The sequence below is a fragment of the Leucobacter coleopterorum genome (assembly GCF_011382985.1).
Lineage (GTDB): Bacteria > Actinomycetota > Actinomycetes > Actinomycetales > Microbacteriaceae > Leucobacter > Leucobacter coleopterorum.
The window spans coordinates 1,222,885-1,249,537 of sequence record NZ_CP049933.1 but is presented as its reverse complement, the minus strand read 5'-3'; the positions used below and the strand labels follow the sequence as shown (position 1 = coordinate 1,249,537).

Genomic DNA, 26,653 nt, shown 5'->3' with positions numbered 1-26,653 from the left:
CTGTGTGCTGGGTCTGCTGTGTGGGGCTTGCTTTCTGCTTGCAAAATGCTTGCACGCGTCGTTCCAGCATACTGCCGCCTGGGCCTCGGATCCTGCCCCCTTCTCACACTAGGCTGGGTCATTAATCATTCAGCGGAGGAGGAGTCATGGCTGCAAAAGAACCCGCGATGTCACCATCGTCTACCCCTGTCGAGACAGTGCTCGACAAGGCGACCGGTCCGAGGCGCGCCGAGGCCGAAGAACTGCTCGAAATGTGTCGCGAGTTGAGCGGCGAGGAGCCCGTCGTGTGGGCTGGGCGGATCATTGGTTTTGGTGAATATGAGTACACCTACGAGACCGGGCACAGCGGCCGCGCTCCCCTGCTCGGGTTCGCGCCAGGAGCGGCTCGGCACACCATCTATCTGACCCACGACTTCGAGGATCACTGGCCAGACCTCATGTCGAGGCTTGGCAAGTACAAGGCCAGCAAGGCGTGCCTTTATTTGACGCGGCTCACCGGTGTGGATCACGAGGCGCTGCGGCAGTTACTCGAGCGTTCGCTCGTGGAGACCGTTGATGAGTGGGGGCGGCGTTAGTTTTCTAGTTGAATTGCGCACATCCGTTGCCGAGACAAGACCAAGAGACGATTTAATCTTTCTTAGAACACTTCAGACAACACTAGTAATTTTACGAAAATTCCCATACACTGCGAAATGTAGCTAGATTTCCCCAAAGCTACATCTCATAAGAAGCAATGGAGGTTCTCGTGAAGAAAAGACTCATGACGATGCTGGGCGTTACCGCCTTGGCTTCGACAGGGGTCGTGGGATTCAGTATGTCAAGTGCAGCACCCGCCGAAGCAGCGGGCTGTGCTCCAGCAGTGACGTACTCTGCTATCAACCAAAGATGCGCCATTGGAACTCGGGTAAGTGGGGCACAAGCTGGGCACCTTGGGTCGCAATGAGGTACACGTCTTACCAAGCAGTTTGTTATGCCGGCGTGACCAGCTACGGTTCTCAGGCAGCGGCATGAAAATACCCAGAGAGCAGAATGCTCTAACGCTTATGTCTCTACCTCTCGTAGGCGCAATATGCGTAACTGCGCTTCTGCTCTCTGGGTGCGCAAGTACTGAGGTAGACGGCTCCTCAAAAAAACAAGTTGGCACGGAAGAGAGCGATGTCCCTGACTTTAGCGGCCCTTGGGCGACAAACTTTTCAGCCGCCTACGCAGCTGCAGAATCAGATTTTGAGAGATCCGTTCTTGAGGATGAGAAGATTACCGATCAAGAACTGGCAGAAACACTCGATCGATTTACGACCTGTCTTGAAGCCTATGGTCACTACGACATCAAAATAAAGGAAGACAGCTCCTTTACTTTTCAGTCTCCAGAAAACGCAGAATCTAAAGAGACCGAAAAACAAGTTACACAGTGCTCAGCAGAGTCCGGCGAGCAGCACATTTCATCCTTGCACGCCTTCATTCGAATAAACCCCGACAACCTTGATGTCGACACCATCATGGCAGCATGTCTCGTCAAAAAGGGTGCGGTTGATCCTTCATACTCCGCTGCTGACTTCGCCCTGGATGCTCCCGGCCAGACATTCCCATACCTCTCCGGACACGGAGCTTCGGATTTCACCGATTGCAATGCAGATCCACTGGGCCTGTTCGACTAGGAGAAGTCTCTACTTGACAATGGAGTCGCATGACAAAGACTAAATTCGCGTTGGCCACACTTTCATTGATGCTGGCTGTTGCTCTTGGTCTTGGGATCGGCGCACTCTATTTCGCAGACGCAACGCCCGAGTCGCTTCGCGCTGCCAACGCAGTTACTACGGCTCCTGTATCGCAGCAGCAATACGATGATGCACGCACGGTCGAACTCGGTTTCTCTTTCGGAGCAGAATCAGCCTTAGTCTCTCCCGCTTCAGGCACTCTTACCAGCTTCAGCTGCGCTGCTGGGGGTGCCTTCACTTCAGGTGCCTCTTCGGTAGCAATTGACGGCAAGCCCGTCCTCAATCTCTCGACAGAAGTTCCGCTGTGGCGAGATCTAAACATAGGCGATGCGGGGACGGACGTAGCTTCATTACAGCGTGAACTTAATCGGCTTGGATATACGGTTTCGACTGAGGGACCGGTGGGGCAAGATACGTTAAACGCGGTGGCTGAAGCAATGCAAAAAGTTGGTGATGGCCAGTTTGTTGCTGGGAACATTCCAATTGATCGGATTCTGTGGCTCCCTGCCCCTGAGACCCGAGTCAAAAACTGTCTATCACCAGTTGGAGGCAGGATTTCTGCAGGAGACAAACTCGCCGAACTTCCAGCAGCCCTGATGGAAGTCGCGGTCACCCATCTACCTGAAGGCCTCGTCGCAGGAAAGCGTCTCCTTAGCGTCGGACCAGACAGACTACCCACCGACGACGCAGGGCGGGTTATCGACAAGGAAGCGCTGAACAAACTTGCCCAGAACGAGGTGTTTGCCGAGGCGATGCGGAATGCTGCAACATCGATTCCTGCCAGCTTTGTTCTTGCGAAACCCATCGAGGTTGCTGTAGTTTCCCCCTCGGCGCTTTTCGGATTAGACGATTCGAAGGCTTGTGTTCTCGCAGGGAATAAGTCGCTACCCGTAAGCGTCCTTGGCTCAGAACTCGGACAGAGCTTTGTTCTCTTTGATTCCGCCAAACCTCCTACTGAAGTAGAGCTATCGCCGAGCGGATCGCCCAAATGCAAGTAGATCTGCACGGCGTAGGGCACCGGTTCGGAGGAGGGGCTTGGCTCTTTAGGAATCTAGATGAGACTCTCATACCCGGCCACGTGTACGCTCTCACTGGCCCATCCGGTTCAGGCAAAAGCACGTTACTCAGCATGCTCGCAGGTTGGGAGAAGCCCACAGAGGGTTCCATTCAATACGGCGGCACCGGAAGAACAGCTTGGGTATTTCAAAACCCCACGGTGTACCAGGAAGATCTGCGCGAGACCATGTAGCACTTCCGCTGTTGGCTCACGGAAACTCGTATCGTGAAGCGAGTGAAGAGGCATCGCGTCTGCTCGATCGCTTCGGGCTTCTTCACGCAGAGAACCGTCCTTTCAGGGCACTCTCCGGAGGAGAAGCACAACGCCTCATGTTAGCCCGAGGGTTTGCGTCAAAGCCCTCACTTTTTCTAGTCGATGAGCCAACGGCGCAGTTGGATCTCTCCACATCCTCAGAAGTAAACTCCTCCCTTTCAAAGCTCGCTGATGACAACGTGACGGTTGTTGTAGCAACGCATGATGAACAAACGCGAAACGCCTGCACTGACCTCATAGATCTCAGGCTTTTCCAAGATCCAGGCAGCGGTGGGATCAACCAATGAGACTCCGGGTAATCATTGGAGAAGCAGTGCGCAACATCACTTCAGGCACTACTCGAACCGTCGTATTCGCCACAATCCTCTCTTCGGTCCTCGCATGTCTTGTATTAGCAGACCTCACCACGAGTGAATCTCTCGTCGCCGATGCGGTCAAATTTCAGAAATCGGGTGCCTCCATCATCACGTTCTCAGCCCCAGGACGCATTGACGGAGACACTTGCGAGTCCCTCGGCGCGGTTCCCAACGTTCACTCCTCCGGCGCTATTCGCTCTCTCGACACGGGCACTAAAGCCTCCGCACTCCCCTCGTCAACGATTCCCTCGTTCGAAGTGACAGCAGGCTTCTCAGAACTCATGGGCACCAAAAGCTCGTCTGCCTCTGGTGCAATCATCTCTGACGCAGTGGCCGATGCACTGGGAGTGAGCCCTGGGACGAAGTTCAAACAGCGAACCATAGGTTAGCCAAAGTCTCGGGAGTGTATGAATACCCCTCAGACGGAAGACGGTCGGGATACGGCTATGCGATCCTCTCCCCTGTTCCTGATAGCGGACCATTCGACGAATGCTGGATCGACGTGTGGCCCACAATCAAGGAGGCACCAATCTTGCTTCAGACAACGCTCATTCCTGGCGGAGACAAGGCGGAAAAAGCTGTGCTCTCGCAACTCAACACATCACTGGGCAGAGCTTTTGACGGGAACGGCAAGTTTTTGAATAGAGTTACACAGTTCGCACCGCTGGCTGCGGTTATCATTGCGTTTGGGATCGGGTTCGTCTCGATTCGAGTCAGACGCATTCAGCTTGCGTCAGCAATTCATGCGGGTGTCTCCAAACTCGATCTCACCATACTGGTGACAGTTGAGACTAGTTCTTGGGTTATCCCCGCGGGAATCTTCTCCGCAATTACGGCCACTCTTTTTGCAGCCTCCAGTACATTAGGCACGAGCGAGGCCACATTCGTACTCGCGCTCAGAGTATTCGGCCCAGCCCTAGTTGCTGCTGTCGCAGGAGCACTGGTTGCCCTGGGCTTGACACAGGAGAAACATTTATTCCGCTACTTCAAAAACCGGTAGTCCGACCATCGAGCAAAAGACCATTGACCCGCGAGTTCGGCTTATCGGCCAAAAGGAGTGGATGTGATCCTCGTTGAGCCGCGTAACTCCGCGCTGAAATAGGGATCGGTATGGTCCGTGATGCTTAGTTGTGGACCTTCCCCCAAATACAACGAAGTGCATGGTATGTGGCCGCTCTCTGGTGAAGAACGGCCGACACCGATCAGGAACTCAACGCTGGCGGTGCCCATCATGCGGGGCCTCCAGCGTGAGACGCCGCCCAGACGTCACCCGCCGAGAACAACTGCGACAGTTCGTGACCTGGCTCGTCGGCAAACACACCCAGGCCGAGATCGACGGAACCGCGAGCGGGCGAACCTTCCGACGCCACACCATGTGGTGCTGGGATATCGAACCGCGCCTGGCCCCCGCGACCACCATCCATCATGCGATCCTGGTCGACGGGATCTGGATCTCCGGGTGGTGCTTGTTGATCGCCCAAAGCGACACCGGCCACGTTCTCGCCTGGCAATGGTCAGGAGGTGAATCCGTCGCGGCCTGGAAAGCGCTGCTCACACAAGTTGCAGCACCTGGGGTTCTCGTCTCTGACGGGGGAACAGGGATCCCTACCGCGCTTGGCATGTGTTGGCCAGAAACGAAACACCAACGGTGTCTCTTTCATCTGCAAATGCGTGTGTCCAGACATCTGACGATGAACCCCCGCACTGACGCGGGCAGAGCGTTACGTGGGCTGGTGATGAAGCTCAGCAGCGTACACGACGAAGACGCCGCGATCGTCTGGCAGATCCAACTTGATGAATGGTGGCGGGCCTTCGGGCACCTCACGAAAGAGCGCACCCTGCTCCGCAACGGCCAGTTCGGATTCACTCACGACCGACTCCGCAAAGCCTGGCTCCTCGTTCGAGGGGTCGTGCGCAACAACACCCTGTTCACCTATGTCACATACGGGAACCCGCGAACGACCAGCCCACTCGAAGGGGTATCAATAGTCAGATCCGTGAGGTCCTCCGCCGCCACCGCGGGATGAGTGAACCACACCAGAAACGCGCGGTCGAGTGGTTCCTCACCCTCCACGAACAGTCCTTGGAAGAGGCCATGCAACACGCACTGCCCGCCAAAGCCGCCGCCCCAGAGCCCGCCAAACCCGAACATCCAGACGAACCCGATACGCCACTCTACGGAACAGCACTCAGCCCCGACGAAGGGCTCTGGCTACGCACAGGATGGGCGGGACGCGGATGACACACCCGACGCTATCCACTCTTTCGGGCCTATAAGCCGCGAGTTCGGGCAGAACGACAAGAAAAAGAAAGCCCCACCCGAAGGTGAGGCTTTCGATCCGGTGACCCCAGCGGGATTCGAACCCGCGTTACCGCCGTGAGAGGGCGGCGTACTAGGCCGCTATACGATGGGGCCGGAGTTTTTGTGACTTAGAGAATTTCTCCTCAACCGCCGCAGCAACTCATCTATCTTGGCACATCAATTGAAATCGCGCAAAATGAGGTTGCGCGCGCGGCGAGTCTCGCCGAAAACACGCGAAACTCAGGCCTTCAAACGACCTTGTGCCCACAGCAGAACACACACAAGAACAACAACTGAGATCACTGCCGCCCAGGTCAGCATGACGCCACCCGCCAGGCCTGCAGCCCAGAGCACTCCGAGCAGTGCACCAAGCAGCATTGCCAGTACGGGACCATCGATCATCCAGAGTGCAACGTTAATCCCAGAAGCATCGCCCATGGGCGTTGGGATCGGCGCGAGTAGCCGCAGCGGGATCGTTCCCTTCAAGGCTGCCAGCAGTCGCAGCGCAAGCGCACAGCAGACCAGCACAACACTTGAGCTAGCGGATCCCAACAGCGAGGTGCCAGCGGTCAACCCAAACGCCGCGCACACCGCAGCACCCAGAGCGATCACAGCAGCGGTTAACCCAAGCGGTGCCAGCAGATGCCTGGCCAGAAGGCCCTGCGACGAAACTGGCAGCAGCGGAGATGACCCCGCCCCCTCCGCGGCCGCGGCAAGGCCACGGCACAACGGCTGAAGCGCAATCGTTACGAGCAGCATCGCGAACCCACCGAGCACTCCAGCCCGCACGGAGCTAGGATCCGCGGCTCCCCCACCAACGACAGCGCTCCCGAGCGCCCCCAGCCAGAGGGCCAGCGCGCCCGCCACACCAATTATCCCCAGCAGACTGCGGGCGGGGTGCGAAGCAATCCGAGCAGGTCGCGGCGCAGGATCGCGAGCGTCAGTCCACGAGAAACCCGAAGGGGCCACCTTCGCCCGACACGAACGGGAGCGCCCAGGCGGTCGAGTGCGGCTTTGGGGTCACCAGTGCCCGCGGATACACGAATCACGTCCCAGCGCGCAGCATGCTCTCGAAGCGATTCCCACCGCAGCAGTGCGGCGATCCTCGGGGCAACACTCGAAATCAGTAGCGCACAGAGCAGGACGAGCCCCGAAACCCCCAGCGGCCCTTCGGCCTCGCCTGATCCACCCGCTTGCGACAGCACAACCGAGGCACCCAAAGACCACGGATCCGCGTGAAAGCCCCACAGCACCTGTGCCGCAGCGAGCAGCAGGAGCGCCCCCGCGAGCGCCCAGCGAACTCCCCACCCGAGCTGACCCAGCAGCATGCCGAAGGCAGCCAATAGCCCGATCGTGGCCCCCGCAAGAAGCGAGGCCAGCGCCAGGTTCACCGTCATGTCACCGCGCACCACACGTGCGGTCACGACAAGGCCGCTGACGAGTACACCGACGGTGGCCCCAACGAGCAGCCCCCGAGTGACCGGTCGAACGAACAAGCGAGCTCTCGGGATCGCGGTTGTGAACAATAGATCAATGGGTGCCAGGGCAGCGTAGGCGGGCCCACCCTGCGCTCCCGCGAGAACCAACAACGCCGTGAGCGCTGTGACCTCCGAGGCGACAATGGCCGGGATTCCGCCGGCATAGGCGTCAGCAAAACCGAGCACACTGACACGCACAACGGGCGCGACCACCACGATCACGAGCATCACGGCCATGTACAGTCGGTAGGAGATCTCACCCGCGTCCGCTCGGCCCTCACGGTTGCGCAGCACACGACGCACCTCACAAAGCCGTGACCCATCCGTTCGCACGTTAAGAGCCAACAGCCAGCTCCGCCTGAGCAACCCGTTCTGCCAGCCTCTGATCGTGTGTGGCAAACGCGACAGCAACACCGCGGTCGCGGGCCTCCAGAATCGCCGCGGCAACCAGCTGGCGCCGATCAGGATCAAGCCGCTGCTCGGGTTCGTCGAGAAGTAATACCGAGCACGGCCGCGCAAAGGTTACCGCGAGGGAAACCAGCTGTCTCTGGCCGCTCGAAAGTTCGTGAGGGAATCGCTCGTGTAGCGCCTCAATGCCGAACCGACGGAGTGCTTGATCGGGATCCCCAACACCCCACGCGGCCGATATGAGGGTGAGCTGATCCCGCAGCGTGAGGTCGGGATACAGCGTTGGTGGCTCTATCAGCGCTGCGATTGCGGCTCGCTGATCTGAACGGCGCTCATCAAGTGGCACCCCCGCGAGTGTGACGGAGCCTGCAGTGGCTCTCAACCTGCCCGCGAGCACCCTGAGCAGCGTTGTTTTACCTGCGCCGTTCGCACCGCGCAGGGCAACACACGACCCTGATCCAAGACGGAGAGACGTGGGAGACAAAAGAGTGAACCCGTCGATTGCGACGGCAACCTGCTCCGCGACTAACAAGGCGCTGTCGTCCGTCAAAGATCCTCCTCGTGGGGCGTCCAATTTCCCAACGAGTCTAAGGTGCCCAATCGGAACGAACCTTACAGCTTGTCGTTCTTGGACCTCCTTCGGCGGCTCACCGACAGGAACCAAAAGGCTGTACCCCGACAAGAAGCACCACAGCGATCGCAATTGGCAGCCCTAGATCGCCACCCGTGAGGGCCAGGGGTCGATCCTTCGCTTCAACGACAAACGATGCTTGCACACTGCCGCTCGTTTCCCCCGTTAGGGTAACCGTGTGTCGGCCGAGCTCAAAGTCAGTCGGGATCCAGACTTCAAACTCCACGTTTCCTCTGGAATCTGCGGTCGCCGTGCCCAGACTGATCGGGTCGGATTCAAGCAGGCCGGTAACCCTTTCCCCTGGCACAAACAGGTGCCCAAAAGCGGTCTGGGTGCTTCCCTGTCGCAACCGTTCACTCTGCAGTTCCATCCAGATGCGGTTCACAGCCTGAGGCGTGAACTCGATCTTCGCGGTTGCTTCGGTTAGGGACCCTTGAACAGCAACGGATACCGTCGCGGTTCCGGCTGCAGTCGAGGACACGGTAGCCGTGTAAATGCCACTACCTGCATACCGCGGGGCACTGACGGTGCCGAGGGTGCTGGCGAGAACAATAGGCACCTCGGCATCTGCGGGGTTTCCGAACTCGTCGAAGAGTCTAACCGTGATGGTGCTGGTGTCACGCCCGTTCGCGACCACGGGAGATGTCGCACTGACTACCGTTCGTGATGGGTCGGGGACCGCTGCGACAAAACGGGCAACGCTGTTGCCCCGTGCAGACACAGCCTCGTCATCAAACGTGACCAACATTGGCTTACCACCCGCAAGCGTCGACGACACCTGCGCCGTATAGGTTCCCGAGGAGGAACTTTCAGTAAACGCCCCTATCCTTCCTGCACCGAGTGAAGCACTGGTGGTTGCCGCGAGAGCATCTCTGTCAACACCGGGGACGGGATTACCGAAGCTGTCTGCCAGCACCAGGGTTACCGTGTGGTATCCACTTCCAACGGTTCGGTTTCCTTGACTGACCGTGAAACCTGTTTGTGTGTTACCGAGATCAACGTCTGCCGGAATAAAACTCGCGATGAAGTTGCCGTACGGGGCAAGGTTTACAGCACCGAACCTCACTGCAATGGTCTTTTCACCCGAGACCGAAGAGGTCAGCGTTGCAGTGTAGGTTCCCGGGGTCGAAGTTTCAACGAAGCTGGAAATAGAGCCGGTTCCAAGCGAGGCGGAACTGCTGGCTGAAATGCCCGCTGCCTGCCCTGCCACCGGATTGCCTCCGTCATCCGCGAGTTGAACTGTTACGGTGTGCTGCCCCGATCCCACCCGCTGATCGCCGGTGGTTACGGTAAACAGCGTATTTGTGTTGCCTGAATCGACACCACCCGCAACAAAGTGGGCTACGTCGTTACCATTGAGCGTGACCGGATCACCGCTGAATACGACCGTGATAGTTTTGTCACCAACGACCGTTGATGTAATGGTGGCCTCGTAGGTGCCAGCGGTCGAGCTCTCGGTAAACCCGGAGATGCTCCCGCTCCCGATGTTGTCCACCGTGCTGGCTACCAGGGATCCGGCTTGACCTGAAACCGGGTTTCCGAACTGATCGGCGAGAGTCACCACAATGCGGTGCGAACCACCACTCGTTGAAGCGTCACCGCCTGAAACGGAGAAGTAACTCGAAGCGTTACCAAGGTCAACACCGGCTGCGATAAAGACCGCCGCACCGTTGCCCCCGGAAGTTAGTTGCGAGGCTCCATGAATCACCGTGAAGGTCTTTGTGCCGCTCACGGTTGAGGTCACAGTTGCGCTGTAAGTTCCGGGCACCCCCGTCTCAACGAAACCCGTAACCGATCCTGCGCCAAGACTTTGAACAGGTGCGGCGAAGAGCGCGGAAGCCTCGCCCGTTACGGGGTTACCAAAGCTGTCAGTGAGCGAAACGAGAATCGTGTGTGACCCTGCGCCCGCAACCTGATCACCGGAAGAAACGGTGTAGAAGGATGAGGAGACACCAGGATCAACCGTGGTCGCCACAAATACCGCGGTGCCGTTTCCGCTCAGCGTGACGTTGCTGCCCCCAAAAGTGACAACGATGTCTTTGCCACCGGCCTTCGTAGAGGTGACGATCGCCGAGTATGTACCAATGGTTCCAGTTTCGCTGAACACTCCAATCGATCCTGAACCAAGATCTGAGGTCGACGTAGCTTCGAGGCCCGCGGCCTGAGAACCCACCGGGTTTCCCGACGCATCAGCGAGTGTCACCGTAATTGTGTGCTGACCCGAGCCAACAATCTGGTTTCCGGTACTCACGGAGAAAGCGGTGCCCGGGTTTGCAGTATCAACTCCCCGGCAACGAATCGGGCGATGCCGTTTCCGCTGAGCGTGAGTGGCGCTGCGTCGAACAATGCGGTGATGTCTTTGTTTCCCGCGATGCTTGAGGTCACCGTGGCCTGATAGGTTCCGGGAGTCGCTTGTTCAGTGACGCCAGTGATCGTTCCTGATCCGAGATTAGCGGCCGTGGTTGCCGTGACCCTCGGTGCCATACCCGGCACCGGATTACCAAACGCATCAGCGAGAGTCATTGTGATGGTGTGTGAACCACTGCTCACAGAGGCGTCACCCGACGACACCGTGTACGAAGTGGCGGCGTTACCAACGTCCACTCCACCAGCCACAAAAACAGCGTTGCCGTTACCGCTCAGCGTGATAGGTAGACTGTTGTAGCTCGCGGTCACGGCTTTGCTGCCCGCAAGTGTGGAGGTTACCGGTGCCAGGTAAACACCCGTTGTTCCCGTTTCAACAAAACCACCGATCGTGCCTGAGCCAAGACTATCCGTTGTCGCCGCGTCGAGCAGGGCGCTCTGACCCGACACCCGGTTACCGAAGGCGTCGGCTAGCGTAACCGTGACAGTGTGCTGACCGGTGCCGACCTGCTGGTTGCCAGAGGTCACGCTGTAGTTTGTGCCCGGGCTGCCCGGGTCGACCGCGGCCGCCACAAAGAGCGCGACCGTGTTACCCTGCGCCGTGATTGCCGACGCACCGTAGTTCACCGTGATCGATTTGCCACCGATCAGGGTGGAGGTGACTGAGGCCTCGTACAGTCCGGGAGTACCTGTTTCGGTAAAGCTGGAGATCGTACCCGATCCGAGGCCATCGACCGTGTTGGCGTTGATCCCAGCGGCTTCGCCAGAGACGGGGTTACCGGACGAGTCGCGCAGATTCACACGCACCGTATGGCTTCCGGCACCAACGGTCTGCGGCCCTTCGGTGACCTCAAACACGGTGCCGGCGTTGTCTGTGTCAGGGCCACCCGCGATGAACTGAGCAGTGCCGTTTCCGTTGAGTGTTACGCTGTCGCCTCCAAGAGCGACGGCGATTGCCTTTCCTCCGGCAACCGAAGAAGTCACCGTCGCCTGGTAAGTTCCGGGAGTTGTGAGCGACTCCGTGACAGCAGTTATGGTGCCAGACCCGAGGTCGTCGGTGGTGGAGGCGACAAGGTCAACTGCCTTGCCTGGAACCGGGTTCGCGAAGGAATCCGCGAGCGTAATCGTGACGAGGTGTGAACCGCCTTCGACCGAGGCGTTGCCTGAACTGACGGAGTAACTGGTCGCCGGACTCGTGAGGTCAGTGTCACCCGAAATAAACGAGGCCGAGCCGTTTCCGGCCAGCGTAATCGGTGCCGAATTATAGGTCACGGTCACGGGCTTGCTGCCAGACACGGTCGAGGTCATCGTAGCCTCGTAGATGCCGACCGACGCCGATTCAACGAAACCTGTGAAGGCACCAGTACCGAGATCGCCTGACGTCGTGGCCGCGAGCTGCGCGGCCTGCCCCGGGACGGGGTTTCCAAGCGCGTCAGCCAGCGCTACAGTCACCGTGTGCGAGCCGGTTCCTACGATTTCGTCGCCCGTAGAGACAGCGTAGTTGCTAGCCGGGTTGGCAGGATCCACTCCCCCTGCAGCGAAGAGAGCGTCGGTGTTGCCCGAGGCATCGACCGCTGCCCCTTCAAAACTCACGTCGATCGGCTTGCTTCCGGAAATACTCGAGCTCACGGTTGCTGTGTAGATTCCCGGGGTTGCTGTGGGAGCAAAAGCCGAGAAAGATCCTGTGCCGATCACGGCTGAAGTGTTCGCATCAATCAAAGCCTGCTGGCCAGGCACTCCGTTACCAAACACATCGAGCAGAGTCACCGTGATTGTGTGGAGCCCGGTGCCGACCTGCTGCTCTCCCGTGCTAACCGAATACACGGTGCCGGAATCATTCAGGTCAACGGAGCCTGCCACGAAGCTTGCAACACCGTTTCCGCTGAGGGGCACACTGGCCAATCCCAGTGCAACAGTGATGTTTTTGCTTCCGGAGACGGTGGAAGACAGGCTTGCCTCGTACACACCATCAGAGGTTTCAGTGAATGGCGAGATCGTTCCCACACCAAGGTTCTGCGCGCTGTCGGCAACAAGGTTGGAGGCCTGGTTCGTCACCGGGTTGTTGAACTCGTCGCGGAGCGTAACGGTGACAGTATGCTGACCTGAACCCACTACCTGGTCACCCGTGGTGACACTGTAGCGGGTGGAGCCGTTGTTCAGGTCAACCTCACCCGCAACAAAGACCGCGGTGGTGTTGCCACTTGCTGTGACTGCAGAACCACCGTAGGTGACCGTGATGGGCTTAGGACCAGACACAGTGGAGGTGATCGTGGCCTGATAGGTACCCGCCGTAGCGGTTTCAGTGAACGTACCAATCTCCCCCGTTCCGAGGTCTGCAGCCGTCGTGGCAGAGAGCCCCGCAGCCTGACCCGAAACAGCGTTGTCTTCGGCATCGGCCAGTGTGACGGTGACAGTGTGCGACCCAGTGCTCACCGTCTGGTTTCCCGCTGAAACGCTGTACCGTGTTCCACTGTTTCCAACATCTACCCCACCGGCTACGAACGAGGCCGCAGTATTGCCCGCGGCTGTCACTGGTTCGCCGCCCAGAGAGACGGTGATGTCTTTGTTGCCGGCGATGCTTGATGTGATAGTCGCCTGATACTCACCGGGAATTGCGGTCTCGGTGAACCCCGTAATCGTTCCGGACCCGAGGCTGTTGATTGTACTCGCCAACAAATCGGCGCTCTGCCCCGTGACCGGGTTGTTGAGCTCGTCAGCGAGGGTCACGATGACGGAGTGCGAGCCACCATCGACAGAGACGTCTCCGGTGGTCACGACGTAATTGGTCTCACTGTTTTCCAGATCAACGTCACCAGAAACGAATGCTGCTGTGCCGTTGCCGCTGAGACGCACACTGTTGACTCCAACGCTCACGGTGATCGCTTTTACGCCAGACACGCTGGAGGTAACCGTCGCCTCATAGGTTCCGGCGGTCGCGGTCTCTGTGAATGCCGAGAATTCCCCTGTTCCGAGGGCATCGGCAGTTGCCGGAACAATGGCCGCTTGCTGGCCCGAAACGGGATTACCAAACTCATCGCTCAGGATCACGGTAACCGTGTGCTCCCCAGCCCCAACAGGTCTGGTGCCGGTCGACACGGTGTAGTTTGTGTTGGCGTTCGTGAAATCTATCGCGCCTGGCACAAAGAGAGCCGTGTCGTTCCCTGCAAGGGTCACCGGGTTGGCGCCGTAGAGCACGGTGATTGTCTTGGGTCCCGACACCGTCGATGTGACCGAGGCGGTGTAGGTTCCTGCGGTGCCCGTTTCCGTAAAGTCCGAAATCGACCCATCACCGAGATCGTCACCGGTGTCGGCGCTAATGCCCGCAGCCTGCGCAGGAACCGGGTTGCCCTCGGCGTCAACCAGCGTCACGGTGATTGTGTGGGCACCAGTTCCCACCGTCTGTTGCCCACCCGAGACCGCATACGTCGTTCCTGGGTTGCCGGTATCCACACCACCGGCGACAAAGCGCGCGATGGTGTTGCCTGCAGGAAGCACTGGCTCACCGCTGAGGGCAACTGCCAAGGTCTTATTACCGGCGACACTCGATGTGACGGCTGCGGTATAGGTGCCGGGAACTACGCTCTCGGTAAAGGCAGTGATGCCGCCGCTGCCGAGGCCGTCAGCGGTTGTTGCGAGCAGAGCCGTCTCCTCGCCGGAGACCGCATTACCAAACTCGTCAACCAACACGGCCGTCACAACATGGCTTCCCCGTCAACAGACGTGTCGCCACTGCTCACCGAGAACCTGGTTGCCGCGTTGGCGATATCCACACCCCCAGCGACAAACGCGGCTGTGCCGTTGCCATCAACCAACACCTGATTTGCTCCGAAGGCAACCGTGATCACTTTTGACCCAGCAACAGTTGAGGAAACGGTGGCCGTGTAGGTGCCCGCGGTCGCTGTTTCGGTGAACGTCGAAATACCACCTCCGCCGAGGCCACCGGAACTGTTCGCAGACAGGCCCGCCGCTTGACCCGGGACAGGATTACCTTCGGAGTCGGCAAGCCTGACGGATATGGTGTGCTCACCGCTGCCAACGGGTTCGTCTCCCGTCGACACCGAAAAACGTGTGCCATCGTTTGTGGTGTCAACACCTCCCGCGATAAACACGGCATCCGCATTACCCGACGCCGTTACCGTCTGGCCAGAGTAGGTGACGGTCATTGTCTTAGCACCGGCGACACTTGAAGTTACCGACGCGGTGTACACACCGGTTGATCCGATCTCGGCAAAACCGCTGATCGATCCGCTTCCCAGCTCCTGGGAAGTAGTGGCGTTCAGGTCTGCTGCGAGACCGCTTACGGGTTGCCGAACTCATCATGAAGCGTCACCGTAACGGAGTGCGAACCGCCTTCAATCGAAGCGTCACCCGTAGAGACGACAAAACCGCTACCGCTGGCTTCAAGGTCAACACCCGCAGCGACAAAGAGGGCCAGGCTGTTGCCAGCGGGGGCAATCGGTGAACCGTCGAACTCCACGGTGATGGGCTTCGTTCCGCTCAGCGTCGAAGTCACAGTGGCTGTGTAGGTTCCCGCAGTGCCGGTCTCTACAAGACCCGTCAGGGTCCCTCCGCCTAGGCTTGCGGCGGTTGCTGGAGTCAGCAGAGAGCTCTGGCCGCCAACGGGATTGCCAAACGCGTCTGCGAGTGTCACCGTGACGGTGTGCGAACCGGCTCCTACAGTTTGTGCCCCGCCTGACACAGAATAGGCCGTTCCCGGGTTGCCGAGGCTCACCTCACCTGCCACAAACGAGGCGGTCGAGTTGCCGTCAGCGGCCAACTCAGAGGCGCCGAAGGTAACAGCGATCGTCTTGCCTCCCGAGATAGTGGATGTAACGGTCGCTGTGTAGGTGCCAGCGGTTGAAGTTTCGGTAAACGGTGAGATCGATCCTGCGCCTAGGTTGTCGTCCGTCGTTGCTTCAACCCCACCAGCCTGACCAGAAACCGGGTTTCCGTCGGCGTCGGCAAGCGTGACCGTCACCGTGTGCTGACCGGTGCTCACAACTTCGTCTCCGGTCGAGACCGAATAGTGTGTTCCCGCGTTCTCAGGATCAACACCACCGGCAACAAACCTTGCGATTGTGTTGCCATCGGCGCTCACGGCATCGCCGCCAAACACAACGGTGATCGTTTTGTCGCCCGCCACACTCGAAGTAATTGTGGCGGTATAGGTTCCTGCTGTGCCACCGGATTCTGAGAACGAGATGATCCCGCCGCTTCCAACATTATCCGCGGTGGAGGCAGCGAGTGCCGCAGCCCGTCCCGACACTGGGTTACCAAATTCATCAGCCAGTGTCACGGTGACCGAGTGGGATCCGCCTGCAACGGACACGTCTCCCGCTGACACGGAGAAAGCCGATCCGCCATTCGCGAGATCCACGTCGGCCGCCACAAATGTGGCCACGGTGTTGCCGCCTGGCTGGATCGCTGTGCTGTTGACACTAGCGGTCAGGGTCTTTGCACCCGCGAGTGTCGATGTAACCGTCGCTGTGTAGGTTCCCAGAGTTCCGGTCTCGGAGAAGGACCCGACCTCGCCGCTTCCAAGGCCATCGGCCGTCGTCGCCTGTAGGCTGGCAGCTTGCCCCGGTACGGGGTTGCCAAACGAGTCCGCGAGAAGAACCGTGATCGTGTGTTCACCTGAGCCCACGGTTTGTGGGCCACTCGTCACCGAGTAGCTCGTGCCCGCGTTTACGGGGTCAACACTGCCCGCGGCGAACAGGGCGATGCTGTTTCCACTCGCGGTAAGACCCGCTCCGCCCACTGCGACCGCAATAGTTTTGCCACCCGACAGTGTCGAGGTCACTGTCGCCGTGTAGGTTCCCGGGGTGACGGTCTCGACAAAGTCAGACACTGCACCGGTTCCTAGGCCATCCGCCGTGGAAGCAAGAAGCGATCCCGCTTGGCCCGCGACTGCATTACCCTCGGCGTCAGCGAGTGTTACGGTCACCGTGTGGGTTCCGGTGCTGACGGTCTGCGGCCCCGTGGTCACAACAAAGCCCGTTGCATCGTTACCGGGGTCGACGACTCCCGCTTCGAACGAGGCTGTGCCGTTTCCGTTCAGCGTGACAGCCTGAGACGCGACCTCTACGGTAATGCTCTTTGCACCCGCGACCGAAGAAGTCACAGTGGCCGTGTAAGTGCCGGGGGTTGAGGTCTCGGTGACCTCCGAGATCTCGCCGCTGCCGAGGTCGTCCGTTGTGGTCGGCACAATTTGGGCAGCCCGCCCCGGAACGGGGTTTCCAAACTCGTCAGTGAGAGTGATGGTCACCGTGTGCTCACCAGAGACAACCGTCTGCGTTCCCGTGGAAACAGAGTACGCCGTCCCGTCGTTTGTCAGATCGGGGGCTCCCGCGGCAAACTCTGCAACACCGTTCCCTTCAAGGGTGATGGCTGCGCCATCCGCCATCACAGAGATCGTTTTGTCTCCCGACACCGTCGAGGTAACCGGAGCCGCGTAGGTACCTGGTGTCGAGGTTTCAGTGAAAACACCGATCTCGCCGTCACCGAGATCATCGGTGGTTGAAGCTAAGAGAGTGTCAGCCTGCCCAGTCACTGGATTATCGAGCTCATCCGCGAGTGTCACAGTGACCGTGTGTTCTCCAGTTCCGACAGTCTGCGATCCGGTCGATACGGAGTAACGGGTTGCGTCGTTGGCAGGATCAACAGCCCCGGAAACGAATGTGGCTTGGTCGTTGCCGAGCGCCGTCAAGGGGGAACCCAGGAGAGTCGCGGTGATTTGCTTCGCTCCGGAAATGCTCGACGTGATAGATGCGGAGTAGCTGCCTGGAGTGGCGGTTGGAACAAAGCCGCTCACGAAGCCCGTGCCAAGGCTCGCAGCGCTCGCAGCGTCAAGGTCTGCGGCCAGGTCCTCAACCGGATTGCCAAACTGATCCGCCAAGGTTACGGTCACGGTGTGGGAGCCACCAACAACTGACGCGTTACCCGCGCTCACCGAAAAACCGGTTGCTGGGTTTGTCGGGTCCACGCCTTCGGCTGCAAACGAAGCGACGTTGTTCGACACAGTTGTTATTGCGGATCCTCCGAAGGTCACAGTGATCGTTTTTCCACCGGCCACCGTAGAGGTTACCTGGGCAAGGTAGGTGCCCGGAGTGCCCGTCTCAACAAAGTTGGAGACACCACCTGAGCCAAAATCACCGGTGGTGGTTGCGTTCAACCCTGCGGCCTGGCCCGAAACCGGATTGCCGTCCGCATCGGCCAGGGTCACCGTTACGGTGTGTATTCCGGTACCGACTGGCTGGCTTCCCGAGGAAACTTCGTACCTTGTTCCTGAGTTACCGGTGTCGACTCCGCCTGCGACAAAGGCTGCCGTGCCGTTGCCCCGCAGTGTGAGGTCGTTGCCATCCCAGGTCGCGCTTATGGGCTTCACCCCAGCGTTAGACGAGGTGACGGTGGCCGAATACATTCCCGGAGTTGAGCTCTCAGCAAACGCTGTAATCACTCCGGTTCCGAGGGGGCCACCGCTTGTCGCGTTCAGCAGGAACCCCTGTCCGGTAATCGCATTACCAAACTGGTCGGCCAGATTCACAGTAACGGAGTGGGTTCCTCCCGCAACGGAAACCTGGCCACTCGAGACGCTGTATCCCGTGTTCGCGTTGGCCGTATCCACCCCACCTGCTGCGAACAGGGCTGAACCGTTGCCATCAACAAGCAGCATGTTTGCACCAAAGTGAACGGTCACCGCTTTGGCCCCGACAGCGTCGAGGTAATGGTCGCGGTGTAGGTTCCCGGGGTCGTTACACTCTCGGTAAAGTCGGAGACGGTTCCAGACCCGAGTGCCGAGGAGGAACTGCCAGCGAGTCCTGCGGCCTGGCCTGGAACAGGGTTGCCATCAGCGTCCGCCAATCTGACCGTGATCGTGTGAGATCCACTGCCCACAACTTGGCTGCCGGTTGAAACGCTGAAGCGTGTGTTGTCGTTCGTCGGGTCAGCTCCACCAGCAACAAACCGGGCAACACCGTTGCCGCTGAGTGTTACACCGCTGCTGTTGAGCGTGACACCGATGGTTTTGTCACCCGAAACTGACGATGTCACCGTCGCCGCGTAAGTCCCCGGTCCGGTCGCCACAAACGCCCCGATGGAGCCGCTCCCCAGGTTGTCGGGTGTGGCCGCGTCGAGAAGCGCCGCCTGCGCGGCCACCGGGTTTCCGTAGGAGTCCACGAGTGAGACCGTGATCGAGTGTGATCCGCCCGACACAGGAGCATCCCCGCCCGACACCGAGTAGGTGCTGGACGGATTGGTGAGGTCGACCCCGCCGGAGGCAAACGTCGCAATCCCATTGCCGGTCAGGTTCACGGTGTCTCCGCCGAGGGTTACCACGAAGCTCTTCATCCCGGCAGTGCTCGACGTCACCGTCGCTTCGTAAGTTCCGGGAACCGCAGTTTCGGTCACGGCCGAAACCCCACCCGTGCCGAGCGCGTCGTTCGTCGTGACGAGCAGTTGCGTTGCCAGGCCGGAAACTGGATTGTTGAGACCGTCTGCGAGTCTGACAGTCACCGTGTGCTGTCCCGTGCCAACGGGCTGCGATCCGGGAGACACGAAGTATCCGCTCAGCCCGTTACCGAGGTCGACAGCTGCCGGAATAAAGGTGGCCGTATCATTTCCGTCAAGCAACACGGTAAGTTTGGCAGCTCCAAACACCGTTGTAATGGCTTTGTCACCGGTGACTGTCGAGGTAATGGTGCCCGTATAGGTTCCCGGCGTGGTTGTTTCCGTGAAGGTTGAGATCGATCCTGCACCAAGATCGTCGAGTGTTGTCGAGAGGATACCGTCGGCCTCGTTCGAGACAGGGTTACCGTTCGCATCAGCGAGCGTAACGGTCACGGTGTGCGATCCTGTGCCAGCTGTTTCGTCACCGCTCGACACTGTGTAGCGTGTGCCAATGCTGTCCGTGTCCACGCCTCCAGCAACAAATGATGCAACGTTGTTCCCGCCAAGCGTGATGGGGTCGCCGCCCAGTGTAGCCGCGATCGTTTTGTTGCCCGAAGCCGTGGAGGTGACCTTTGCGGTGTAGGTTCCTGCCGGTCCGGTTTCTTCAAAATCTGCAATGGAACCGCTGCCGAGGCTGTCTCCCGTGGTTGCGTTCAAGTCTGCGGCGCGCCCGCTCACTGGGTTGCCGAACTCATCGGCGAGCCTCACCGTGACGCCGTGTTCACCACCTTCAACGGAAACGTCTCCGCCGGAAACTGTGAAGGTCGATGACGAGTTCCCGAGGTCAACATCTCCGGCGGTAAAGACCGCCGAACCGTTTCCGCCGAGGGTGACGGCGGCGACTCCCAGACGAACCGCAACCCCTTTGGTGCCGGAAATCGTTGAGGTGACTGTCGCGGTGTAGGTTCCTGGCGTAGCAGTTTCCACAAACCCTGAAGCAACACCTGCGCCAAGCGACCCGCTAATAACCGAGTTCAGTGACGATGATTGGTTTGAGACGGGGTTGCCGTTGGCATCCGCGAGAGTAACGGTAATCGTGTGTTGTCCGGAAGCAACGGGCTGGCCACCCGACGATACCGTGAATCGGCTTCCCGCATTCCCAAGGTCGACCGCACCCGCGGCAAAGTTGGCGTTGACGGTGCCGATAGTAAGGGTGCCATCGTAGACGACGGTGAGAGCTTGGGGGCCGGCTTCGGTTGACCGCACCAGCGTCTGGTATGTGCCGGGCACCGCGGTCTCCGAGAACGCAGTTGCAACAACCGCACCGTTGCCATTGTCTGCGACGCTCGACGAAAGCCTCGCTGCAGCTCCGGTCACGGCATTGTTGTTTGCATCCGCCAGCACAACTGTTATGCGGTGGAACGCGATGCCGTCAGCGAGACGACTGTTACTGTCATCAATGCTGACCGAAGACTTTCCGTCGGTCAGCACCGGGGGACCAGCCACAAAAACTGCATCAGAGTTTCCGCCAACAAGCAGGCTAATGGGATGACGCGCCGAGGCATCATCCGTGAGCGAGACCGTTATCGATTTGGTTCCGCTGCTCGTAGAGGTGACCGTCGCGGAATACTCACCGGGAGTAGCCGTTGGTGCGAACTCTCCGACAGCCACACCCGCAGATGGAGTTGAGATTGCCGAGAGTGATCCCGCCCACCCAGTTGCAGGGTTACCGGAGCCGTCACGCAGATTCACGGTGATCGAGTGGGTGGAGGTTCCGTTTGCCACGACGTTGCCGCCACTGACCGTGTAATTTGTGTCGGGCGAAACGATGTTCACTGGCACTCGGACAAAGTTGATGCTTTGTGGAGATCCTGAAACCGCTGCACCAGCGTTCACCGTCGCCGCCACATCGTAGGTGCCCACCTGAGTTGAAAAGAGCTTCAGTTCGGCAATCCCAGAGGCAGCCGTGACAATACTCACGGTTACACCGTCTCCACCGACAACGTCGTCGGGGGTCGACGGGATGCCGTCGGGTCCGACCCATACGGTGTTCGTCGGGATCGTAAACTCAACCGGGGCGTTGCCCACCAGAGCACCGTCAGCGTTTTTCACACTTGCGGTCAGAGCGTTTAATGCGCTGCCGTTCGCAAGCTGACCATTCTGGGCAACGGCCAGTACAGAGGTTTCGGCAATGGGTTGGTCGTTGTCGGTCACAGAGACTTGAACTGGGCTCAGAAGCAGACCGTCAAACTCGGGATCGGCGGAAGTGACCTCAAGGTCGAGAGTCGCGGCCCTGGTGCCGTCAACGGTTAGATTGTCGATCGCTTGAACCGGTACATCCACGTACAGGTCAATGGTGTCTAGTGTGGGCTGAGTGGTGCTGAGATTTGGATGAGTTGGGAGCGCTTTTGCGATACTTGCTGCCCCTGCGGAGGCACCGGTGTTGGCAGGCTCGAATCGGGAACCAGATCGGACCACACCTGGTTGAGGAACACCGTGGCGGATGGCGCTTTCTCGACCTGTCCGTTCCCGTTTGCCGTGAGGTTTTCCACCCGGAACGTCTGACTCTGGGCCCCCGGCTCAGCGACCTCTAGGTTGAGAGGGGTTGGCTGAGTGATTTGCAGCGGAGAGTTGTAGGTAACCGAGTGGTCGACGTCGGGCCCTGCGATGCCCTGCGATTGGGAGGCATCGCTATACCCCGCAAAGTTGATCGGTGCAGTTGTTGAGTTCGACTCGGCAATGCTGGCATTACCGCTGACATCGTTGATGGCTCCCGCAGCAACAGAGGGCACAATCGTGCCGGTCCCATTGGCTTTTGTTACCAATGACCAACTGGTGCTCGACACCTGGGTGAGCGAAACGACCTGCTGCCCTGGAGCCGTGCCCGAGAACACAATATCGGAAGCGGTAAGGCCGTCAGCGCCTAAAGGCTCCGAAGTTTGAATATCAAACTGAACCTTACGGAACGAAGTGGGATCCTCTTGCGTTGAAGAAATGCTTTCAGCTTCGCTGAACCAACCCCCTGTTTGATCCAGGACTGCGGCGCACACGTGTCTGCACCCGTAGCCGCAACGGTTCGGGAGTACTGCGATGTTCGTCCGGTAGCGGCCTCGGTGGTCTGCAAACGAACCACATTTCCCGCGCCCGCTCCGGTGTAGGGCAGACTAAAGACGGCCGGAAGCGCAGCCTGAGTGGTGCTGATCCTGCCCAGGTATTGCTCAAGGCCAACGTTGTCACCGCCGCTCGCTGTAGTTCGCCCAAGGTACACATCAACATAAATTGCCTGGGTTGGGATCGCGTTTCCTCCCGTGCCTGGCGGAGCGATCGTAAGGTCGATCTGGCAGCTCTGGGCGGGGACGTCGATGACCCTGGCAAGCGTTGGATATGTCGTTCGAATAAGCCCGTTCGAGTTGTTATAGATGTTGGCGTTTGTAACGAGCGTGTTTTCATTAGCAGACGTTACAGTGCCAGCGACTCCCGTCATTGTGTTGCGGAAGGTTGGCACAGTTGTTGATGCGGGAGTCGTCGCCTGATTGGCGATCTGCACAGTGTTATTTCCGCCGACAAAACGGTTGTTAAAGATCTGCATCCCGTTGGTATTGGCGTAGCTACGTACCCACGCATAGTCCACGGTGCTTCCACGGTTTCCAGGACCAGCGTAAGCGAACGTGTTGTCCCGAACCGTTGTGGTAGTCGCCCCAACGCCGTTAACAATGATTGGATTTACACTCTGGTTTACGGTGGCAGTGAAGGTATTGCCGCGGATCATGACGTTATTCCACGTGCCGTTCACGAGTGAGATGACGTTGCTGTTGCCGCCGTCAGCTCCCCAAGCTCTGACAGAGTTATTGGTGATCAGAATATTGTTTCCCGAAACCGCCGAGCTCCAGTTACGCACAAAAAAGTTGTAGACGGGGTCGTAGCCGCCCCCGTTGACAGGCTGGTCCCAACGGCTGCGGTCGATTGTGAGACCGTCAATCGCAAGCGAAGTGTTGCTGGCTGGTGCAAGCAACACCGCATCCCAGTACGCACGCTCAAACGCAATGTTCTGAATGACCGTGTTTTTGGCGCCCTCGACAATAACAACGCTACGTTCGATGGCATAGTTTGAAGGCAGTGCAGGGCTCGTCGCCGGATTAATAATGGCACCGTTCAGAAGCGAGAAGTTCTCGGCGGTCGCGCCGACATAGATGCCGGCCTCGGCGCTCGTCAGCTTTGTAAAGTTTCGAAATGTCTGATCTTTTCCGGTGAAAAGCAGCACGTTGTAACCCGAGTCGGTCGCAATTTTCCAGCCGAGTCGATTCTGAAAGTCGAGCGTGACGTTGTTGTGTTTGACCCAGTAACGAGAATAGTAGTCGGCGTCGATAACGCCACTGATTCCCGAATCGGCCACCATGCTGAGCGACATCTCGGTCACCTGCGGAGTCGGATTGTTGGTGGTATTCCAGTTGAGATCGATCTCGGCGCTGGGCGCGTAGCTCCCATCGACTTGACGTATTTGGGGTGCAGGAGCGATCAAGATGCTTTCGCCAACGGGGCGCGCGTTCGCCTCTTGAATGGCCGCATACAACGTGCAAGTTGGAGCAGCGGGGCTACCCGCAGAGAATCTGGTCGCGCACACCCCATCACCCGGACTTACATCCGCGATATCACGAGCATCATTCACGTAGAAGGTCTGGCTGAAACCGTTGTCGAGCGCTTCTGCCTTTGCCTCCGCTGGGTAAGCAATTGTGAAAGTTCCGAGGCCCGAAAACGAGAGCAACAACACGGTCAGACCAGCAACAAATCGACGTCCCCCGAAGTAGTGCGCGGATTGCACCCCTCCCCGGACTTTTCTGGTCCCTTTTCTCGTCCTTAAACGCATCGACCGACGTCCTCCAAAGTTATAAATTGCTTTCCTAAGCTAAGGTTCATTTTGTCGCAGTTTGCCCTCAGAAAAAAAGATAAGTTACACCCTTGCAATCAAAACTCAGGTGTGCTGCGGGAGCGTCCGTTCTCTCCGCACCGCTTTCACCGGCTTGGCGCGTAGAAGTGAGACAAATCTGCTCTAGGCAGTGATGTCGGCCCCAGCTTCTAGGTCATTCTCTGGTTCTGCAGTATTCGGCCGCCGAAGCAGATCGCTAAGAAGCAACAATACGAGCGCACCGACGAGCGTCCATACAACAAGCCCCGTCGTAAGTGGCCGTATCAGCAGCACAAGCGTGCCTGCCCCAACCGCAACAATAACCCGCAACACTCGATGCCAGCGTTCGCACCAGAACCCGAATGCACCCGTGTCAACGCCGTAACGGTCACTAATTTCTCTCAGTCGCGCCGTTCCCGCGCCGAACAGCGCACGAAGCCGAGTCGGCAGGTTCGCGGGCCCGGTGCACCAACCGACAATCACCAACAACACAGCGACGGTGATGACGGCCATAGCGGTGTGCACAATCGGGTCCGTGACGGCTGCGAAGACAGCCTCAACCGCGTCATTGGGCAGCGGGGTCACGATAGGCAGCACGGATCGGGCGACCGCAAAACCGATAAGCAGCAGCGCCGTGGTGATTGCGAGTGCGGTGGCGGCCCCCATCAACGCGCGCCGCCGCCTCGGGGCAACGAGCACTCCAAGGGCTAGCAGCCCCAAAGACACCCACTGCAGCCATTGCCCCAGCGCGGTAGCGACACCGTACGAGAGCTGCACCGACGTGAGCGACACATCTTTTGCGATGGGAATCTGCATATCGACCGCAGGAATCTGAGCTGCAAAGTCAATGCCCTGCGCCACGAGCGCCTTCTTCAGGCTCTCAAGCACGGGAGCAAGCTGCAGGTTGAGTGAACCGTCACCGGCGATCGCGAGTGCCGCGTTTTGGTCTCCTTGCAGCGTCTTCAGCAACTGGGAGTGAGTCAAACGCAACGCCTCGTCCCAGGTACTCGCGAAGGCGTCAGAAGAAACGACGTTGGACACCGTTGTATCGACCAGACTGGAGAGCCCGGCGTTCAATGGCCCTTTCAGCGCTTTGGCAGCAGCCACCGCCCTTGGTGGCGCACCCAAGTCAGCGATGCCGTCAATGAGTGATCCGGTCAGGGCAGGAATATCAACCTGCTCTTTGATCAGCGTCACCGTTTCGTCGGTGACGAGCTTCTGCACGGCAGGGTCTTTCGCGAGCGGACCAAAGGTCGCAACAAACTGGTCCGTGTCGGTCAGCAGCGTGTTAGCCCGCGCACCTACCGTCGCAACCGGAGCGAGTATCGCACCGATCACAATCAAGATAACCGCAAACACTGATCGACCGCGCTTCTTCGCAACAGGCTTAACAGTGACAGCACCCATAGGTTGGCCTTTGAGACGACCCCGCAGCTCTTCATTTTCACGCTCAACCTGTTCCAGGCGCGCCTGCAGTTCCCCTGCTGACTCGATATCCCCCATGGCCAGCTCCTTTCTCAAGAGCAGTCAGGTCCGGCCTTCTCCCCAGAGCAGCCCGGTGTTTTTCTCACAGTACTGCAACGGGGGCACCGCGCGGGGAAATGTTTTTCTAGCGTTCCCTCGCCCACTTCGCTGGAAGACCCGGCCCGTCCCAGACCTGGATAATTCCCCAGGCTACAGCGGCAATCGGAACGGCGAGCACGGCTCCGAGAATGCCCCCGGTCACGGTTCCAATTGTCAAGGCCAACAAAATAACCAGTGCGTGCAGCTTTAAAGTGCGCCCCATCAACACCGGTTGCAGAAAATTTCCCTCCAGTTGATTCACAAGAATCACCACACCAACCACCAGCACCGCGCTGAGCGGCCCGTTGGCAACGAGTGCAACCAGCGCTGCGAGGATTCCCGCGACCGTCGCGCCAACCAACGGAATGAAAGCGAGCACAAACACAAGAACCGCGAGCGGCAGCGCGAGCGGAACCTGCAAGATGAGCAGGCCGATCCCGATTCCAATCGCGTCAACGGCCGCGACAGCTGCTGTGCCGCGAACATAGGAGCCGAGTGTAGCTACGGTCTTGTCACCGGCACGACGGGCGCGAGCCAATCCTTCTCCGCTAAACGGGCGAAGCACAAACCGCCAGATGCGCGGTCCGTCTTTTAAGAAGAAAAACAGCACAACGACCATCAGTACGAACCCGGTCACAAAGTTTGTAACCGCCCCCACCCCCGCAAGTGCCCCGAACCAAACTGAGAACTGGTCAGAAAATCAATCACAGAGTCGCGCCACTGAGCAATCTGAGCAGAATCTGGCGCAAACGGCAGCGTCTTCACCCAGTCAAGCACCTGCGCGAAGCCGTCCTGGGCCTGCGAAGAGAGGTCGTCCCATTGATCTTGCACAGCCCAAACAATCAACCAGCCGATGCCGGCGAGGATCAACACGATCCCGAGCAGCACCATCACCGTCGCTAGTGCGTCCGCGACCCCGTGGGATCGCAACCAGCGCATCGCCGGCGAGAAGGTACTCGCGAAGATCAGAGCAAGCAGGATCGGGATAACAACCGTGGTGAGCATGTGCATGCCCCACATGATCGCCCCGGTGAGCACCAGCACGATGATGATCTGCAGCGCGCGAGTCGCGAGTATCCCAAACCCCTCACCCCAGATACGCTGGGTCTTGCTGGGTTCGGTTTGCACCACGAGCCCACGTTCGGCTTCGACCGAGGGCGCGTGCGCCAAGCCCCCACGCTGTTGCCCCCACCGCAGCCTTCGCTTCATTGTCATGCC

General features: G+C 59.0%; 20 protein-coding genes, 1 tRNA gene and 1 pseudogene. 9 read left to right on the top strand and 13 right to left on the bottom strand.

What is annotated here, in order from left to right; translation table 11 throughout:
- Positions 1-146: 146 nt before the first annotated feature.
- The 9 genes from G7066_RS05810 (at position 147) to G7066_RS05775 (ending at position 5,643) form a co-directional block, all read left to right on the top strand.
- Positions 147-575, top strand: coding sequence for a DUF1801 domain-containing protein (locus G7066_RS05810; protein ID WP_166329735.1), 429 nt, complete (start codon positions 147-149; stop codon positions 573-575).
- A 432-nt stretch (positions 576-1,007) separates the two neighbouring features.
- A complete protein-coding gene (locus tag G7066_RS05805; RefSeq protein WP_166329733.1) occupies positions 1,008-1,655 on the top strand; it encodes a hypothetical protein in 648 nt (215 codons plus the stop codon).
- A gap of 29 nt (positions 1,656-1,684) precedes the next feature.
- Positions 1,685-2,713, top strand: a complete 1,029-nt coding sequence (locus tag G7066_RS05800) for a peptidoglycan-binding domain-containing protein (RefSeq protein WP_166329731.1) — start codon at positions 1,685-1,687, stop codon at positions 2,711-2,713.
- The gene (locus G7066_RS17810; RefSeq protein WP_425280756.1) at positions 2,704-2,964 is read left to right on the top strand and encodes an ATP-binding cassette domain-containing protein; all 261 of its coding nucleotides are present in this window, start codon (positions 2,704-2,706) and stop codon (positions 2,962-2,964) included. Before G7066_RS05800 ends, G7066_RS17810 begins: the two co-directional genes overlap by 10 nt.
- Entirely contained in the window at positions 2,856-3,332 is a 477-nt protein-coding gene (locus G7066_RS17805; RefSeq protein WP_425280755.1) for an ATP-binding cassette domain-containing protein, read from the top strand. The genes G7066_RS17810 and G7066_RS17805 overlap by 109 nt, the downstream gene beginning before the upstream one ends.
- Before the next feature lie 26 nt (positions 3,333-3,358).
- Positions 3,359-3,790: a hypothetical protein gene (locus G7066_RS05790; RefSeq protein ID WP_166329729.1), complete on the top strand. Its 432-nt coding sequence runs from the start codon at positions 3,359-3,361 to the stop codon at positions 3,788-3,790.
- Between the two features lie 14 nt (positions 3,791-3,804).
- The gene (locus tag G7066_RS05785) at positions 3,805-4,401 is read left to right on the top strand and encodes a hypothetical protein (protein WP_166329727.1); all 597 of its coding nucleotides are present in this window, start codon (positions 3,805-3,807) and stop codon (positions 4,399-4,401) included.
- Positions 4,402-4,561: 160 nt separating this feature from the next.
- The gene (locus G7066_RS05780) at positions 4,562-5,428 is read left to right on the top strand and encodes an IS1/IS1595 family N-terminal zinc-binding domain-containing protein (protein WP_244303319.1); all 867 of its coding nucleotides are present in this window, start codon (positions 4,562-4,564) and stop codon (positions 5,426-5,428) included.
- On the top strand, positions 5,425-5,643 hold the full coding sequence (locus G7066_RS05775) for a hypothetical protein (RefSeq protein WP_166329723.1): 219 nt from the start codon (positions 5,425-5,427) through the stop codon (positions 5,641-5,643). Before G7066_RS05780 ends, G7066_RS05775 begins: the two co-directional genes overlap by 4 nt.
- A gap of 101 nt (positions 5,644-5,744) precedes the next feature.
- Here the strand turns inward: G7066_RS05775 and G7066_RS05770 are convergent.
- From G7066_RS05770 to G7066_RS05710, 13 genes and pseudogenes are all read right to left on the bottom strand, one after another.
- Positions 5,745-5,817 (bottom strand) — tRNA-Glu (locus G7066_RS05770).
- 126 nt (positions 5,818-5,943) lie between these two features.
- Complete coding sequence (locus G7066_RS05765; RefSeq protein ID WP_166329721.1) at positions 5,944-6,570, bottom strand: hypothetical protein; 627 nt, start codon at positions 6,568-6,570, stop codon at positions 5,944-5,946.
- Positions 6,571-6,575: 5 nt separating this feature from the next.
- The gene (locus G7066_RS05760; RefSeq protein WP_166329719.1) at positions 6,576-7,475 is read right to left on the bottom strand and encodes a hypothetical protein; all 900 of its coding nucleotides are present in this window, start codon (positions 7,473-7,475) and stop codon (positions 6,576-6,578) included.
- A gap of 40 nt (positions 7,476-7,515) precedes the next feature.
- Positions 7,516-8,139 (bottom strand): ABC transporter ATP-binding protein, encoded by a 624-nt coding sequence (locus tag G7066_RS05755; protein ID WP_244303318.1) that lies wholly within the window; start codon positions 8,137-8,139, stop codon positions 7,516-7,518.
- 97 nt (positions 8,140-8,236) lie between these two features.
- The gene (locus tag G7066_RS05750; RefSeq protein WP_166329717.1) at positions 8,237-10,471 is read right to left on the bottom strand and encodes an invasin domain 3-containing protein; all 2,235 of its coding nucleotides are present in this window, start codon (positions 10,469-10,471) and stop codon (positions 8,237-8,239) included.
- Entirely contained in the window at positions 10,468-14,280 is a 3,813-nt protein-coding gene (locus G7066_RS05745) for a beta strand repeat-containing protein (RefSeq protein WP_166329715.1), read from the bottom strand. Before G7066_RS05745 ends, G7066_RS05750 begins: the two co-directional genes overlap by 4 nt.
- A complete protein-coding gene (locus G7066_RS05740; RefSeq protein WP_166329713.1) occupies positions 14,277-14,792 on the bottom strand; it encodes an Ig-like domain-containing protein in 516 nt (171 codons plus the stop codon). Before G7066_RS05740 ends, G7066_RS05745 begins: the two co-directional genes overlap by 4 nt.
- Before the next feature lie 89 nt (positions 14,793-14,881).
- Positions 14,882-18,256 carry a beta strand repeat-containing protein gene (locus G7066_RS05735; protein ID WP_166329711.1) on the bottom strand — a complete coding sequence of 1,125 codons (3,375 nt, stop codon included), beginning with the start codon at positions 18,254-18,256 and terminating at the stop codon, positions 14,882-14,884.
- Between the two features lie 20 nt (positions 18,257-18,276).
- A complete protein-coding gene (locus G7066_RS05730) occupies positions 18,277-21,312 on the bottom strand; it encodes a beta strand repeat-containing protein (protein ID WP_166329709.1) in 3,036 nt (1,011 codons plus the stop codon).
- A gap of 17 nt (positions 21,313-21,329) precedes the next feature.
- Complete coding sequence (locus G7066_RS05725; protein WP_166329707.1) at positions 21,330-21,863, bottom strand: hypothetical protein; 534 nt, start codon at positions 21,861-21,863, stop codon at positions 21,330-21,332.
- Between the two features lie 29 nt (positions 21,864-21,892).
- Complete coding sequence (locus G7066_RS05720) at positions 21,893-23,788, bottom strand: right-handed parallel beta-helix repeat-containing protein (protein WP_166329705.1); 1,896 nt, start codon at positions 23,786-23,788, stop codon at positions 21,893-21,895.
- 228 nt (positions 23,789-24,016) lie between these two features.
- Complete coding sequence (locus G7066_RS05715; protein ID WP_166329704.1) at positions 24,017-25,375, bottom strand: hypothetical protein; 1,359 nt, start codon at positions 25,373-25,375, stop codon at positions 24,017-24,019.
- A 106-nt stretch (positions 25,376-25,481) separates the two neighbouring features.
- Positions 25,482-26,650: pseudogene (locus G7066_RS05710) on the bottom strand (AI-2E family transporter).
- Positions 26,651-26,653: the final 3 nt, after the last annotated feature.